Here is a 15,351-nt window from a genome sequence, read left to right as displayed (position 1 = left end):
CGCGCGACCAAAGGTCGCGGTTGATTGGATTCCGACAACAACGGACGGAACTAACGGGAAACAGCCAATAAAACAGCCAACGGCTGCGGCTCGTGTACCCAGCGGGATCGCTCGTCCGTGCACTCCGGCCAATTGCTATTTCAAGAAGAGACCCTGCCCGCACCCCAACAAACAGTCAACGCCCCAACAGCCATTGCTCCGACGCATCGCTATCATTCACCACCCTGATTCCGATGCCAAGTCGATCGATACATATTTCTTGGCGAATCGAGCTGGAAATTGACAGGAATCATAATGAACACACTGACTGGCTTTCCGTTTTTTTTAGCCGGGCTCCACAACGGCGCCTGCCGGACGACCCTGAGAATCTCTTCTGTAAACACACTGTCCGGCACCTGCGCATCCTGCCAATTCTTCAGCAAGACCATATCCGGAGTCGAAGGGCCGTATTCCAGCTTCGTTTCGACCGTTTTGTAATACCTCATCGAGCCATCGCGTTCGACAATGAACTGGACAACCAACCGTCCCGATATATTCGAATTCAGCAACGCTTTCGGATACCGGAGTTTGGAAGCGACCCATCGGGCGAACTTATTGATATCGCCCCCCTGAAAAGAAGGCATCTGAATCGAATCCCGACCTTCCAGATCGGCGGAACCTCTTTTACGGGCAAAAGATCCCGCACAAGCCACCCAAACGATCCAGACGATCATCAGCGATTTTTGCAAAACGAATTTCATGGTCACCATACTGAATAGTCCCTGCAATATAGTGATTATTATCGGCAGGAACAACAGCCCGGCCGAACATTCGGTCCGGCATTCCGAACCGGATGAAACCGGAAGAATAACAACCGAGGCCGGAAAAGATTAAATTTGCGTCAGAATAAAATGCAAGAAAGAATGGCATTGGCCGTGATATTGGGCGGCGGCGAGAGCGGATACGGTTCCGCCGTTTTAGCCGCAGCGAAAGGATATGAAGTTTTGTTGTCCGATTCGGGCAGCCTTCGGGAACCTTACCGGTCGCAGCTGGCCGAAAAAGGGATTCCGTTTGAAGAGGGCGGGCATACGTTGGCCCGGATTCTGGGGGCCGAGTTCGTGGTCAAAAGTCCCGGGATTCCGGAAACTGTGCCGGTTATGCGGGCGATCCGCGAAAAGGGTATTCCCGTGATTTCGGAGATCGAATTTGCCGGACGGTATCTGGCCCCGCACACCCGGACGGTCTGCATTACCGGCAGCAACGGGAAGACCACAACGACCACGTTGATCCATGAGATTATGCGTGCGGCAGGATTCCGGGCGGAATTGGCGGGGAATATCGGGCGGAGTCTGGCTTTGCAGGTCGCCGAACGACCTGCGGCGGAACAGCCGGACTGGTACGTGATCGAGCTGAGCAGCTTCCAGCTCGACGGGATGTACGATTTCCGGGCGGACATTGCTCTGTTGCTGAACATTACGCCGGATCATCTGGACCGGTACGATCACCGGATGGAAAATTACGTGGCCAGCAAGTTCCGCATCGTGCAGAACTTGCGGTCGGAAGATTTGTTCGTTTATAATGGCGACGATCCGGAGACGTTGGCTTATCTGCCGCGGGTTTTGCCGACTATCGAGGCTGCGACGACGGCTTTTCATGCCAAAACGAACGAATCCGATGACGCCGGGGCGTGGTATGATGCCGCGGCGGGAGTGATGCACTGCGGCGATTTCGCGTTCCCGGCGGCGGAGATGCGGATCAAGGGGCTGCATAATATTGCCAATGCGCTGGCGGCGATAGCGGCTTGTCGTCGGGCGGGGGTGCCGGACGCTGTGATTGCGGAGACGCTGCGGACGTTCGGCGGGGTGGAGCATCGGCTCGAACCGGTGGCCCTGATCGGCGGGGTGGAATTTATCAACGATTCGAAAGCGACGAATGTCGATTCGGTGTGGTATGCCTTGCAGGCTATGACGCGGCCTACGATCTGGATCGCGGGCGGAACGGACAAGGGAAACGATTACGGAGTGTTGGTGCCGTTGGTGCGGGAGCATGTGAAGGCGCTTGTCTGCATGGGGCTGGACAATGCGAAATTGGTACGGTCGTTCGAGGGCGTAGTGCCGGTTTATGATACTGCGTCGTTGGAAGATGCTCTGGCTGCGTGCCGCGAAGTGGCGGCACCGGGCGATACGGTGTTGCTTTCTCCTGCGTGCGCGAGTTTCGATCTGTTCCGCAATTATGAGGATCGGGGCGAAAAATTCAAACAGATGGTCAAAACTTTGGCCGAATAACGGATCGGTTAATTGCACTGTGCCGTGTGTGACTGTTCTTTCTGTGAACAGAAAGAACCAAAGAAACTTTCAGATAGCTACGCTACTCCTTAGGCTCCGCAGTCCTCTTGCATTGCGTTTGCTTTGGGGTGTGGCAATAGCGGGCATAAGGTGTTATTTTCCTAAGTGCCCGCTATTGCTCACACCCCAAGAGAATCAAAGAAAAGGGTATCCGGCAGGCTCAAGAGATGCGTAAGCATCTCAGAAAGTTTTTCTGGTTCTCTTTGTTCACAAAGAGAACAGTTCCCTCAAACATAGGGTAGCAATTAAGCGATCACTTTACCAAAAGCAGACGTTATTATTTATCTTTGCAGACAAAATAGGCAAGCTACACAGCATGATCTACCATATAGCCGAATACCTTGACCGTGTCGTCGACCTTCCGGGGGCAGGGATGTTCAATTACATATCATTCCGTTCCGCAATGGCCATCGTTTTCTCGTTATTGATCGGCATGGTCTTCGGCAAAAGCATTATCCGGCTGCTCCAGCGCCGGCAGATCGGCGAAGAGATACGGAACCTCGGCCTCGAAGGTCAACTCCGGAAAAAAGGGACCCCGACCATGGGAGGATTTATCATTCTCGCCGCTATCCTCGTGCCGGTATTGTTGTTCGCCGACCTGACCAACATTTACGTGCAGCTGATGCTCGCCACCACGATCTGGCTCGGGCTGCTGGGATTTCTCGACGACTACATCAAAGTATTCCGCAAGAAAAAAGAGGGCCTCAACGGGAGATTCAAGATACTGGGACAGGTGACGCTGGGATTGGCAGTCGGCACCACCATGTGGGCCAGCCCGCAGATCGTCTCGCGCGAGCCCTCCACATCGCGCACCGTCGATGCGGAACGCGTGGTGGCCACCGACCTCGGCAACCACAGGAAAGTCATCTACCTGACACCGGCCGAGAAATCCACGACTACGACCGTGCCGTTTTTCAAAAACAGCGAACTCGACTATCGCGACCTCATTCCCGTCCAAGGAGAGTTCGGAGATACGTTAGGATGGCTTTTCTATGTACTCGTCGCTACATTCGTTATCACGTTGGTTTCCAACGGAGCCAACCTGACCGACGGACTGGACGGCTTGGCGGCGGGGGTGTCGGCGTCGATCGGCGTGGTGCTGGGGATATTGGCTTATCTGTCGGGGAACGTGATTTATGCCGACTACCTCAGCATTATGCACATTCCCGGTTCAGGAGAGCTGCTCGTTTTCGCCGGCGCTTTCGTGGGGGCATTGTTGGGATTTTTGTGGTACAACTCCTATCCGGCCCAGGTCTTTATGGGGGACACGGGCTCGCTGGCCATCGGGGGGATCATCGCCACTTTCGCCCTGCTGATCCGCAAGGAACTTCTGCTGCCGATCCTGTGCGGCATTTTTATTGTAGAGAGTTGTTCGGTTATTGTCCAGGTATTCTGGTTCAAATACACCCGGCATAAGTACGGCGAGGGGAGGCGGGTGTTCCTGATGGCGCCGCTCCACCACCATTATCAGAAAAAAGGGTATTTTGAAGTCAAGATCGTGACCCGCTTTTGGATCATCCAGCTCCTGCTGGCGGCCATTACGCTGATGACGCTCAAAATACGATAATGCCGGCCTGGTACGTTTATTCACACAAAAACCTCATAGAAAAATGACACTGTCAATGCTCATCCATGGCTCTTCCGGTTTCATGGGGCCGGAAATCATGCTTATCATCGTCATCGGGATCGCCGGTTTTATCGTGCAGGCCCGGCTCCAGAGCGTGTTCAGCAAGTATTCCAAGGTGCCTTTCGCCGGAGAAATGACTGGGAAGGATGTGGCCGAAAAGATGCTGCGTGACAACGGGATCACGGATGTCAGAGTGACCCATACGCGGGGGCGGCTGACCGACCATTTCAACCCGGCCGACAAGACGGTGAACCTGAGCGACGATGTCTATTCCAGCAATTCGGTGGCGGCTGCGGCGGTGGCGGCGCACGAATGCGGACATGCGGTGCAGCATGCCGTGGGCTATGCGCCGCTGAAAATGCGTTCGGCTTTGGTGCCGGTGACTTCTTTCTCGTCGAAATTCGCGATTTTCTTTATCCTCGGTGGGATTGTACTGATCAATACCGTGCCGCAGATATTTTGGGTGGGGATCGCGATGATCGCGGTGTCGGCTTTGTTCAGCATCGTGACTTTGCCGGTGGAGTACGACGCTTCGCGGCGGGCGCTGGCGTGGCTCGAAGGGCAGCATATCCTCACTTCGCAGCAACAGACGCAGGCGAAGGAGGCTTTGACTTGGGCGGCGCGGACTTATTTAGTGGCGGCTCTGGCGTCGATCGCTACGCTGCTTTACTACATAGGCTTCGCCAGACGAAACTAAATCGTCCGCTAATTCTGTACCCTCCCGAGCACGTGCAATAAAACGTAGGTTTTATAGTACGTACCCGGTTTGAGGGAACTGTTCTCTTTAACTTCGCTCCGCTCGTTTTGCCTCCGGCTTCCTCGCGCTACCTCGGCATAGTCCGCCAGCGGCCTCTGCCCTCGGAACGCTGCTCGGTTCCTCCTCGCCGCTCACCCTATGCAGGGTAGAGGCGGCCTGGTTCGAGTGCCGAGCGGCACCTGGCAGCGTCGGTTGTGAACAAAGAGAACCAGAAAACCGACGCAGCAGCCGAGCGCCGTCGAGCTTGCTCGAATGGCCGAGGCGCCAGGAGGAAGGCGCAGCCAAACTTTTTGAGATGCTTGCGCATTTCTTGAGCCTGCCGGGTACCCGGTTCTCGAACGTTTTGTTTTTTGTCGGGCTTTCTCAATGGGCGCGCTAATGATTGCATCACCTTATGCGCGCCGCATTGGAAAGTCCCGACAAAAAACAGGGTTCAAAGAAAGAGGACTGCGGAGCGTAAGGAGTAGCGCAGCTATCTCAAAAGTTCTTTGCGTCGCTTTCTTTCAAGAAAGCGACAGTCCCATACGGCACAGTGCAAAACGAACCTACCTTTACTTTGCACCAGTCCGCGAAGTTGCGTATAGCAGGCCTACACAGGACAACCCGGTCCGACCACAGAGAGAACGGCACAGCCTTCAGTCGCAGATGTTTATCACGTCGGATGCTTGTACGGGTTTCGGAATCGGAAACGAATGCAACCGGAGCGGTGCAGAAAACGTCGAAAATCACGAAAGACTCAAACCTAAAATCGAAACGAGACCATGTTGTCGCCAGGCAGACGAAAAATAGTCAACGTGACCTTGCTGGTACTGCTGGCAGCCTATGCCGTCGTAGCCACGCGTTACTGTTCCGGACAGGAAAAAGAACTCGAATGCAAAGGAGTAGAGATCGTGATCCGAGACAGCGCGCAGTTGAAATTCGTGACCTCCGAGACCGTCCTGCACTGGCTGGCAGACAGCGCCGTGCGCACCGTGGGCATGCCCTTGAGGAAAGTCGACGTCTATGCCGTGGAGCGACTAATAGAAAGACAGAACTACGTGTCGCAGGCAGACGCCTACACCGCCATCGACGGACTGCTTCATATCGTCCTGAGCCAACGCAGGCCCATGATACGCGTGGTGAGCGAATCCGGGCATAATTTCTATGTGGACAGCACGCTGGTACTGCTTCCGCCGCAGGCAGACTGCATCGCCGAAGTTCCCGTGGTGAGCGGTCGTCTGCCCTTCGGTTTTCCGCCCGACCATTTCGGCCGTTTGGATGAAAAAAAGTTTCATCGGGAGCGGGAATTATTGCATAATCTGCTTAACTTTGTCCATCAGGTAGATACCGACCGTTTTTTGACCGCTTTGACCGCGCAAATCTATTACGACGGCAAAGAGGTACGATTATTGCCGCGTGTCGGGCAGCAGACGATCCGCTTCGGAGAGCTCACCGATTCGGCGGCAGTTGCCGCACGATTGAGGAAACTGTCGCGGTTCTACCGGAAAAGTTTCGGCGAAGGCTGGTGGCGGTCGGCGGCGGAGATCGACCTGAGATTCCGGGGGCAAGTGATCTGCAAAGGGATGCCGGTTCCGGACGCGAAGCCTGAATAAGAATACAGAGAGCACACACGAGATATATGGACAATAACGAATACGTTGCAGCGGTCGACCTGGGCACGACCAAGGTAGTGATGGCCGTGGGACGCAAAGCCGAGAAGAACAAGATCGAGATCATCGCCTTGAAAGAAATGGCTTCCAGCGGTGTGATGAAAGGCGATCTGAAGAACATCGAGCAGGCTTCGCAAGTGTTGCGCGAAGTCAAATCCCGGCTCGAACAGGAGCTGGGGATCGTGGTGCGGGAAGCTTATGTAGGGGTGTCGGGACAGCATATCCAGTGTAATCGGACGCAGGGATACGTGACGGTGCAGAACGTGACCGATGCGGGCGTGACGGAAGTGCGCGGGAGCGATGTGGAACGGCTGATCGACGACCAGCGGAACGCTTCGCTGCCGGCGGGGAAGACCATCATCAGTATACTGCCGCAGTCGTATACTTTGGACGGCGAGGACGACATCAGCGAACCGGTGGGGATGGAGGGGCGGAAACTGGAAGCGAAATTCAACGTCATTATCGGCGAGGAGACCGCGATCGAACGGATACGGCGGTGCTTTCAACGCGTGGGCTTGAAGTTGGCGGGGATCGTGCTCCAGCCGCTGGCCTCGGCCGAGGCCGTGCTGAGCGACGATGAAAAGGAACTCGGCGTGGCGGTGGTTGATATTGGGGGGGGGACGACGGATATATGCGTCTACTACGACAAAGTGATCCGGCATTTAGCTGTGATTCCGATCGGCGGGAATATCATCAACAAGGATATACGCGCTTATGGAATCTTGGAGCGGTACGTCGAAAAACTGAAGACTTCATTTGGCGAAGCGGTGGCCGAACGGACGCCGGGGGACAAATACATCAACATTCCGAGCGTCAACGGACAGGCACCGAAGGAGATCGCGGTGAGGACATTAGCGGGGATTATCGAAGCGCGGATGTACGATATTATCGATTACGTGAAGATCGAGATCGAACGGTGCGGATTCAAGGGGAAATTGGGAGCAGGGATCGTGCTGACCGGAGGGGGTGCCAATCTGAAGAACCTCGACATGCTTTTCAAGATGCACACGGGGTTGGACGTGCGGGTGGCGCAGCCGACCACATACGTGGGGGCGGAGTCGGCGGAATTGGTTTCGGCGCCGAAATACTCCACTTTGACCGGGATCATCCTCGATGCGGTGCGCAAGGGGAACTACACGGAGATCGACGAACAGCCGCTTGCGGAGGAGCAGCAAAATGCGGCGGACGGTTTTGCACAGCCTCAGACAATGGGATACGGTTATGCGGCAGGTGAGGGACAGGCAATGGATGCTTCTGCAGAAGATGCCTATGCGCAACAACAATACGATGCCGCGGCATACGGACAGCAACAGCAGGGCGGAGAACCGTATGGGATGGAGGGAGAGGACGGATACGACTATCCGGAGGAAGAGCTGCGGGTACGCAAACCGAAGCTGTCGGAACGGATGAAACGCCTGTTCAGCTCCATGTTCTCGGAGGAAGTCGATGACGACGACAACTATTGAGGCACTTTTCCCGGGAGGCACTCTTAGGGCGAGAGCCGAATCATATCCGTCTATTTCGACAAGACAGAACCGCGACAAGATTATTATTGACAAAAAACAATGGTTGAATTCGTAGATATAGCACCCGTGAGCTCTTCCATCATCATGGTGGTGGGCGTCGGCGGCGGCGGGAGCAACGCCGTGAACCACATGTACAAGCTGGGGATCACCGATGTGTCGTTCATGGTCTGCAACACCGACCGGCAGGCGTTGGAGCGAAGCCCGATTCCGACCAAAATCCGGCTGGGAGAGACCTTGACCGAAGGATTGGGGGCGGGGAATAATCCGGAACGCGGACGCGCGGCGGCCGAAGAAAGTATTGAAGACATCAAGGAAGTTTTTCGCGAGAAGAATATCAAGATGGTCTTCGTCACCGCCGGGATGGGAGGCGGTACGGGGACGGGAGCAGCTCCGGTGATCGCTGAGGCGGCGAAAACGATGGGGATTTTGACGGTGGCGATCGTGACCCTGCCGTTTATGACCGAAGGGCCGCGGCGAATCAGACAGGCTTTGGAAGGGATCGAGCGGATCCGGCATAACGTGGATGCGCTGCTGGTGGTGAACAACGAAAATATCAACGAAATATACGGCGATCTGACCCTCTCCGAGGCTTTCGGCAAGGCGGACGACATCCTGGCTTCGGCGGCCAAGAGCATCTCCGACATCATCATGCAGGAAAACCGGATCAATGTCGATTTCGCAGACGTGCGGACGATCATGGCGGACAGCGGGATCGCATTGATGGGGTCGGCGCAGGGTTGCGGCGAAAATCGGGCGCGCGAAGTGACCGAGGCGGCCATGAGTTCGCCGCTTTTGAACCATCGCGATATTGCGGGAGCGAAGAATGTGCTGCTGACCATCACCTCGGGAACGAAAGAGGTGAAGATGACCGAAACTCGCGCCATCACGCAGTTCGTGCAGGATCGGACAGGGTTCGAGTTGGGGACCGACCTGATCTGGGGGGCGGGAACGGATGAAACTTTGGGCGACGATATTCGGATTACGATTATCGCGACGGGTTTCGACATAGACATCATTTCGATGGTTCGGGAACAGTATGCAGAGATCGTGGACAAGGATCCGAAGCGGAAAACATATGCAGGGAAAGCGGGCGGTGCGGAAGCTGCGGCCCCGAAACGCGAAACGATCTCGCTGGTCGACCTGGACAGCAACGCAGGAAAGAAAAAACCGAAAACGGTTTCGGACGGGACGGAAGATTTTGCGGTGGTGACACACCAGACAGAACGGACGGACGATTTTTCGGGGCGAGGAGGATATGGCGAACCGGCGGTGCATGGCTATGGGCAGCCGGTGGAGAGTGCGCCGGCGGCGGAACCAGTGACGCAGATTGTGCAGATGGAAGCGGAGGAAGAAGATTTCAAGGCAGCCGAAGCGCTTTTTTCGGAAAAAGAGGCGAACGAACCCTCTCGGATTCAGGAAAAGGCAGAGGCTTCGGAACATCATGAAATTCGGTCGGAAGAAGCGGCCCTTTCGGTAGCGCCGGTGACGGAGCTGAGCGACGATGAACTGGAAAATATTCCGGCATATATCCGTCGCCGGATGAAAATCGAAGCGGAGGCTTTGCCGGCGGGAAGCAAGGTTTCGCGCGAGACACTCAAAAACGACTCTGCGGGGAGGCAGAGAGGAGACGGACACTTGTTCGACTGATTCCTATATTTTCGCTATCCATTATCCGGCCGGAAGAAGAAACTTCTTCCGGCCTTTGCTTTCATAGAGGGGCACTACCCTAACCCTATCGTCAGCAAAATATAAACCGCCGCACCGGCCAGATAGCCCGACAAAGCGATCAGCGATATATTCTTCAGATACCAGACGAAATTCATCCGTTCCAGCCCCATAACCACCACCCCCGCAGCGGAGCCTATCACCAGCATCGAGCCGCCCACCCCGGCGCAATAGGCCAGGAACTGCCAGAAAACGCCGTCCTGGACAAAATACCCGATATAAGCCGGATCCGCCGCCGCAGCCACCGCCGCCGGATCGGCGATCGGATAAGTCGCCATAGCTCCCGCCACCAGCGGCACATTGTCGATCACCGACGAAAAGAATCCGATCATCACATCGATCAGGAAAACATCGTGAATCTTCTCGTCTAACCATACCGAAAGACTTGCCAGCACGCCCGACATCTGCAAAGCCGATACGGCCAGCAGGATACCCAGGAAAAACAAGATCGTGGGCGTGTCGATCTTGCTCAGGACGTCCGGAATCCGGCGCTTGGCCGACTCCGGCATATCGTTCTTGTGCTTGTACATCACCTCCGTGTACAGCCACATGACCCCCAGCGAGCCCAAAATGCCCATGAACGGCGGCAGGTGGGTGACCGTTTTGAACACCGGCACGAAAAGCAGGCAGCCGACGCCGAGCAATAGGATCGACAGCCGTTCCCGCTCCGAAATCGCGGTTTTTCCCTCCACATTCATGAAATAGCTCACCTCTCCGTCCCGCACCTGTACAGCAGCCAGCTTGTGCAGCGAGGCCGGCGTGACCTCGCCGTGCAGCCACCGCTGGGCGATCAGTATCGGCACGGCGAGCGATACCAGGCAAGGCAGGAACAGGTTCGGGATCAGTCCCGCCGTAGTCACGTTGCCTTTCACCCACAGCATAATGGTGGTCACGTCCCCGATCGGCGACCAGGCGCCACCGCTGTTGGCCGCAATGATGATGATCCCGGCAAAGAGCCACCGCTCCTTGTAATTGCCGATGAGTTTGCGCAGCAGGGCGATCATCACGATAGCCGTGGTCAGGTTGTCGAGGATGGCCGACATGAAGAAAGTGATCGTTCCGATGATCCACAGCAGACGCTTTTTGCGGCGCGTCGTGATGCGGTTCGTGATGATGTTGAACCCTCCGTGCATGTCGATCAGCTCCACGATGGTCATGGCGCCGATCAGGAAAAAAAGGATTTCGGCAATGTCGCCCAGACTCTCGATGATCTGGACATGCTGCACGTAGTGTATTGCCTGTTGGTTCTGCGGCAGGGAGCCCAGCGAGGGATTCTCTTCGAGGAAAAAGGCAAAGTCTCGGGTGCCGACAACCGTCTCCGGCGCAATCAGCATGTAGATGATCCACGCGGCGGTGGCCGTAATCAGGGCCGTGGCGGCTTTATTGATCTTTAAGGGATGCTCCAGTGCAATGCAGAGGTAGCCGATGAGAAATAGGATGATCAGGGCGGTCAGCATAGGAGGGATGGCTTTGTACCTCGGCAAAAATAAGAAAAAATGCGGCCGCGGTTCCTATCCAGGAGCTGCGGCCGCATGAAAAAGGTGATGCCGGATTCCCGGTCAGTCGATCCTCAGAAATTCGTACCGCCCGTTGAATTGCAGGTCGATGTCGTGTTCTATGTTCTTGTCCCGGATTTCCACGTCGTAACCTCCGTCTTCCTTGTCGATCGAGGAGATGAAATAATTCGGGTAATTTTGCTTGACGTACTGCAATATCTTGCCGGGTACGGCCGATTCGGGCACGGCGTTGCGCTGGCAGTCGATCTGGATCCAGTTTCCGTTCTTGTCGAATTCCACTTCGCCTCCGCCGGCGAGCTTGACTTCGTATTTTTTGCCTGCGAACTTGTTTTCGAGGGTCACCTGATTGACTGTCAGGGTGGAGAAGTGTTTTTTCAGGAAAGTCTGTGCTGCGGCGGGCAGGTCGGAGACTTGCTTGATAACGGATCGGCCGTCGGCGCAGGCCGTGGTGTAAAAGAAGGTGCCGACGAGCAGGCTGAAGAGTAGTTTTTTCATAACCGATGAATCGTATTAAGGTTCGACGTAAAACGTAACGGAACCAAATGCAAAGATCGTGCAAATGGTCCCGTCGAGCCGGAAAATACCGGCCTTTTTTGTATATCTTTCTTTCCGCTCCCGCCCGAGAGCCATCGGAAAGATACGCATGCCCGTCCCGTTGTTGTAGATTACTGTTGTTCCAGCAACGAGAGCGCTTTATCCAGAATAGTGCGGTCGTCTAATGTGACAATCCCGCCATCCGGCCCCTGTTCGATATGCAGTCCCGACGGTTTCCCTTCGCCCGCTTGGTAATGCGTACCTCCGAAATAGTTGCGGACCGTGTCCACATCCAAGCCCAACTCGTCCGCAATGCGTTGCATGCTGCCGCTCGGCAGGCTGTCTTTGATCCGCCGCAGCTCGTTGAAAGTAATGGTATTCATAGGCGTTAGGTTTTTAAATTTTCTATAAAGTAACGCAATTTTTGCGTGATCTCAAAATCCCGACGACGAAATTCGGCCGAAAGGCGCAATTTATTTTTCTTCGATCAGTTTCCGCAGCGCGGCGGCGATCTGCGTGTTGTCCTGCCGTCCGTTGAACTTCTCGGACGAAGCGCCGATGGCAAAAACCGGGACATAGGTGGCCGTATGGCTCCCCGTCGTCCAGCCCGCACCCGCATGACGCGCCAACAGCTCCACCGCAGCCCCCGCCGTCCGTCCGGGGTGTTCGGCATAGGTCTTTTCCAACTGCGACCACTCTTGATCCGTGAGGACGACCTGTCCGCCGAATCCCATCCGTTCGCCCAGCAGCGTTTTGACCGCCTCCCAGCCGGATGCCGCTTCGATCGCCTCTTCGAGGTGCCCTTTCGAGCATTTTTGCGCCGCCAGCAGACCGAAATAGGTGTCGTACCCCAGGTTGTCGCGTCCCAGCGCCAGGCCGCCCGTCTCGTGGTCGGCCGTCACGACGATCAGCGTTTCGTCCGGGTGTTCGCGGTAGAAATCGAGAGCCGCGCCGATCGCCTCGTCAAAGTCCTTGACCTCCTGTACCAGCGTCGCCGCATCGTTGCTGTGGGCGGCCCAGTCGATCTGTCCGCCTTCGACCATCAGGAAGAAGCCTCGTTTGGCCCCTCCGTCCCGCATCAGGAAGTCGATCGAACGGCGCGTGATGGACGGCAGGGTCAGGTCGCCCGGCTGACGGTCGATGGCCAGCGGCAGGTTGGCCGGATTCGCCCCCTCGTTCTGCATCAGTACGACCCGTTTGCCGGAGAGCTCGCCGTCGCCGCGGACGATTTTATACCCTGCTTTCTCTAACGCATCGTACAGCGAAGGCTGCCGGCTCGGTTCGGGTTTCAGGAAGCCCGAACCGGCGTAAAGATCGAGCCCGGCAGCCGGCGCATCCATAGCGATTTCGTAGTACAGGTTCCGCTTCGGCTGATGGGCGTAGAAGCTGGCCGGTGTCGCGTGGTCGATACTCACCGAGGTGGCCACGCCGCTGCGCATCCCGTGTTCTTTCGCTGCCGCGGCGACGCTGTATATCGGTTCGGTACGGTCGGCATTCATGCCGATCGTGCCGACCGAGGTCTTCTGCCCCGTCGCCAAAGCTGTCCCGGCCGCCGCGGAGTCGGTCATGCGCCGGTTGGCGCACCAGGTGGTGACGAACCCCACCGCCGGGAACCGGGTGAAGCGGAGGGTGCCGAACCCGATGTCGTCGCCCTGTTCATCGGCCAGACAGGCTTCGGTCAGGGCCAAAGCATTGTGGCCCATGCCGTCGCCGATGAAGTAGAAGATGTATTTCGGTCGTTCGCCGGCCCGGCAAACGAGGCTGCCGACCAGCAAAAAGAGCAAGAGAAGCGTCTTTTTCATGGTTTAAATAGAGTTGTGGGTTAAAAAATTATCCAAAGATAACGATCCGGAATGAAATGCCGATGGTAAAAACGGACACAAAAATAGAGAGCGTTCCGGTTGTCGAACCGGAACGCTCCTGAAAACGGTTTCGGATGTTCCGAAGCCGGCTACTCTTCTTCTTTTATCAGATTGAATTTGGTCGAGATCTCTTTCTGCTCGATGGCCTGACGCAGGTTGAAACGCCGCCGTTGAGTGATGTAACCCGGCTTTTCGCAGGTCACTTCGATCTGTACGTCGCCCGAATTGTTGAATGTCAGCCCTTTGATGTCGAACGTTTCCGTCGTTTCATAAGGTGTCGAGCCGACATAGTTTTGGTTGGTGTTCTTCACGTCCGGCGTGGAGGAGACTACGCGGATCGAAATGTCGGCCCCTTTGGGCGCCGAGTCGATGTACCAGCGGATGACGGTCGATTCGAGCGCGGTGTTGCCGGCTCCGGTCACCTGTTTGTTCTTTTCGAGGCTCGGTGCGGCTGCCCGCTTGAGGAAAAAGGCGATCCGATCCCAATCGATGTCCCGAAGGGCATTGGCATAAGCCGTGTTCAAAGTCTGCGCTGCGACTGAAAAATTGCCGCGCATATTGGCCCGCCCCACGGCGACTACGCTGGGGTAGACCGTTTTGCCGTTCTGGTCGTGCACCGTGACATTCAGCTGTACGGTTCCCGACCAACCGACTCCCGACAGCAGGCTGAGGTTGAATTCGCGAATCGAAAGCGTCAGCAAATAATCGGTCGAGACATCGGCGTCAAGGTTGAAACCCATCGTCCGCATGTAGCGGCGCGTGCTCTCCGAGACGAACGAAACGACTTCGGGTGAAACGGTTACGTCCGGCAGGCTGGTGGCGCTGGCGTCGTATTTCTGCAAAACGCGGCTGTTGGCTCGTTCGTCGCGCACGTTCAGCCGGATACCATAGTCCAAATCCACGAACCGGTCGGCCTGGGCGTTCTCGATGAGTGCCAGATGCAATACTGCTATGGTCTGCAGCGAGGCTGCAGGTTGCTTCATCGTCCCGCAGGAAACCAACCCTGACAGGAGGATCGCATTTAAAATACAAATCGGAAATTTCATCGCTATCGATTGGTTTTCAGTTTGATGATTTTGGCAGTCACCGTAGTCTTATAAATGACTGTGTTTTTCCCGATCTGTTCGATATTGGTAGCGATGGTCGGTTCGATCAAGGCGTCGGCACCGTGTTCTTTGGCGATGTTGATGGCGCGATAGATAGCCAAACGACGGGCAAGTACTTCGGGCTGCGTCAGCGATTCGTTTTGTCCGACATAGTCGCTATGGAGATATCCAAGTCTCAGAATTCCTTGATGTTCGTAAGTGATCGTACCGAATTTTTTATTGACCGTACCTTGCAACGAGAACTCGTTGCTCTGGTCGGAAATCTGCGTCTTTTTCTTGGTTTCAGTAAAAGATATCGAAGCTTCGGCCGTGATGGTATTGAGTATCTCGTAGTCGCCGCGTTGGAGATTCAGGTCGCCCAACGGAGCAGTATTGATCGTGTTCACGGCACGGGGAATAACGACGCGCGGCGATCCGCACGAGGCGAAAAGAGCTGTGCAGGAGAGCAATACTAAAAATTTTTTCATGATTGTTTCTGTTTTGTTTGTCGATTCGATAAAACATTCGGAGTCCTCGTATTTCGGGTGACTGGGACAAACAAAAAGCGCGGACTCATTCACTCGATGTCGGATTCTGCGGTCTTCCACAACCTTGTCCCCGAAACAAAGGAATAAAGCCCACGCTGACAGAAACAGCATGGGCGTCCACTTTATTCCTTCGGGGACATTCTCGATTTTGTGGAAGTTTCAGAATCCCGAAATACAAGCTAACGCCTTTTATTTTA

Annotated in this window: 13 protein-coding genes; 6 read left to right on the top strand and 7 right to left on the bottom strand. The window is 55.6% G+C overall.

All coding sequences use genetic code 11. The features are described 5' to 3' along the window. Nucleotides 1–212 precede the first annotated feature (212 nt). Entirely contained in the window at nt 213–740 is a 528-nt protein-coding gene (locus tag Q0Z93_RS06695) for an energy transducer TonB (RefSeq protein ID WP_298064070.1), read from the bottom strand. A gap of 162 nt (nt 741–902) precedes the next feature. Between Q0Z93_RS06695 and murD the strand changes: the two genes are divergently transcribed. The 6 genes from murD (at nt 903) to ftsZ (ending at nt 9,530) form a co-directional block, all read left to right on the top strand. Then, a complete protein-coding gene (murD, locus tag Q0Z93_RS06690) occupies nt 903–2,264 on the top strand; it encodes a UDP-N-acetylmuramoyl-L-alanine--D-glutamate ligase (protein ID WP_298064072.1) in 1,362 nt (453 codons plus the stop codon). 376 nt (nt 2,265–2,640) lie between these two features. Then, a complete protein-coding gene (gene mraY / locus Q0Z93_RS06685) occupies nt 2,641–3,891 on the top strand; it encodes a phospho-N-acetylmuramoyl-pentapeptide-transferase (protein ID WP_298064067.1) in 1,251 nt (416 codons plus the stop codon). A 43-nt stretch (nt 3,892–3,934) separates the two neighbouring features. Continuing rightward, the gene (locus Q0Z93_RS06680) at nt 3,935–4,648 is read left to right on the top strand and encodes a zinc metallopeptidase (RefSeq protein WP_298064065.1); all 714 of its coding nucleotides are present in this window, start codon (nt 3,935–3,937) and stop codon (nt 4,646–4,648) included. 821 nt (nt 4,649–5,469) lie between these two features. Next, nucleotides 5,470–6,300, top strand: a complete 831-nt coding sequence (locus Q0Z93_RS06675; protein WP_298064063.1) for a hypothetical protein — start codon at nt 5,470–5,472, stop codon at nt 6,298–6,300. A 26-nt stretch (nt 6,301–6,326) separates the two neighbouring features. After that, a complete protein-coding gene (gene ftsA / locus Q0Z93_RS06670; RefSeq protein WP_298064060.1) occupies nt 6,327–7,823 on the top strand; it encodes a cell division protein FtsA in 1,497 nt (498 codons plus the stop codon). A 99-nt stretch (nt 7,824–7,922) separates the two neighbouring features. After that, complete coding sequence (gene ftsZ, locus Q0Z93_RS06665) at nt 7,923–9,530, top strand: cell division protein FtsZ (protein ID WP_298064058.1); 1,608 nt, start codon at nt 7,923–7,925, stop codon at nt 9,528–9,530. A gap of 74 nt (nt 9,531–9,604) precedes the next feature. On the opposite strand, the gene nhaD is transcribed toward ftsZ, so the two are convergent. From nhaD to Q0Z93_RS06635, 6 genes are all read right to left on the bottom strand, one after another. Beyond that, nucleotides 9,605–11,065 carry a sodium:proton antiporter NhaD gene (gene nhaD / locus Q0Z93_RS06660; protein ID WP_298064056.1) on the bottom strand — a complete coding sequence of 487 codons (1,461 nt, stop codon included), beginning with the start codon at nt 11,063–11,065 and terminating at the stop codon, nt 9,605–9,607. Nucleotides 11,066–11,167: 102 nt separating this feature from the next. Further along, a complete protein-coding gene (locus Q0Z93_RS06655) occupies nt 11,168–11,620 on the bottom strand; it encodes a PepSY-like domain-containing protein (RefSeq protein WP_298064055.1) in 453 nt (150 codons plus the stop codon). 170 nt (nt 11,621–11,790) lie between these two features. Next, on the bottom strand, nt 11,791–12,042 hold the full coding sequence (locus Q0Z93_RS06650; protein ID WP_298064053.1) for a DNA-binding protein: 252 nt from the start codon (nt 12,040–12,042) through the stop codon (nt 11,791–11,793). 90 nt (nt 12,043–12,132) lie between these two features. After that, nucleotides 12,133–13,461 carry an alkaline phosphatase gene (locus Q0Z93_RS06645; protein ID WP_298064050.1) on the bottom strand — a complete coding sequence of 443 codons (1,329 nt, stop codon included), beginning with the start codon at nt 13,459–13,461 and terminating at the stop codon, nt 12,133–12,135. 149 nt (nt 13,462–13,610) lie between these two features. Next, the gene (locus tag Q0Z93_RS06640; protein WP_298064047.1) at nt 13,611–14,567 is read right to left on the bottom strand and encodes a hypothetical protein; all 957 of its coding nucleotides are present in this window, start codon (nt 14,565–14,567) and stop codon (nt 13,611–13,613) included. Nucleotides 14,568–14,569: 2 nt separating this feature from the next. Then, entirely contained in the window at nt 14,570–15,094 is a 525-nt protein-coding gene (locus Q0Z93_RS06635) for a hypothetical protein (protein WP_298064044.1), read from the bottom strand. Between the last annotated feature and the right edge of the window lie 257 nt (nt 15,095–15,351).

It is taken from the genome of uncultured Rikenella sp., from assembly GCF_947628055.1.
In the GTDB taxonomy this organism is placed as follows: domain Bacteria; phylum Bacteroidota; class Bacteroidia; order Bacteroidales; family Rikenellaceae; genus Rikenella.
Note: the sequence above shows the minus strand (reverse complement) of the source record. Positions and strands in the feature narration are given on the sequence as shown.

What these genes read in the sequence shown, in the direction of transcription:
- Q0Z93_RS06695 (WP_298064070.1), bottom strand. Translation starts at nt 740, where the DNA reads ATGAAATTCGTTTTGCAAAAATCGCTGATGATCGTCTGGATCGTTTGG.
- murD (WP_298064072.1), top strand. Translation starts at nt 903, where the DNA reads ATGGCATTGGCCGTGATATTGGGCGGCGGCGAGAGCGGATACGGTTCC.
- mraY (WP_298064067.1), top strand. Translation starts at nt 2,641, where the DNA reads ATGATCTACCATATAGCCGAATACCTTGACCGTGTCGTCGACCTTCCG.
- Q0Z93_RS06680 (WP_298064065.1), top strand. Translation starts at nt 3,935, where the DNA reads ATGACACTGTCAATGCTCATCCATGGCTCTTCCGGTTTCATGGGGCCG.
- Q0Z93_RS06675 (WP_298064063.1), top strand. Translation starts at nt 5,470, where the DNA reads ATGTTGTCGCCAGGCAGACGAAAAATAGTCAACGTGACCTTGCTGGTA.
- ftsA (WP_298064060.1), top strand. Translation starts at nt 6,327, where the DNA reads ATGGACAATAACGAATACGTTGCAGCGGTCGACCTGGGCACGACCAAG.
- ftsZ (WP_298064058.1), top strand. Translation starts at nt 7,923, where the DNA reads ATGGTTGAATTCGTAGATATAGCACCCGTGAGCTCTTCCATCATCATG.
- nhaD (WP_298064056.1), bottom strand. Translation starts at nt 11,065, where the DNA reads ATGCTGACCGCCCTGATCATCCTATTTCTCATCGGCTACCTCTGCATT.
- Q0Z93_RS06655 (WP_298064055.1), bottom strand. Translation starts at nt 11,620, where the DNA reads ATGAAAAAACTACTCTTCAGCCTGCTCGTCGGCACCTTCTTTTACACC.
- Q0Z93_RS06650 (WP_298064053.1), bottom strand. Translation starts at nt 12,042, where the DNA reads ATGAATACCATTACTTTCAACGAGCTGCGGCGGATCAAAGACAGCCTG.
- Q0Z93_RS06645 (WP_298064050.1), bottom strand. Translation starts at nt 13,461, where the DNA reads ATGAAAAAGACGCTTCTCTTGCTCTTTTTGCTGGTCGGCAGCCTCGTT.
- Q0Z93_RS06640 (WP_298064047.1), bottom strand. Translation starts at nt 14,567, where the DNA reads ATGAAATTTCCGATTTGTATTTTAAATGCGATCCTCCTGTCAGGGTTG.
- Q0Z93_RS06635 (WP_298064044.1), bottom strand. Translation starts at nt 15,094, where the DNA reads ATGAAAAAATTTTTAGTATTGCTCTCCTGCACAGCTCTTTTCGCCTCG.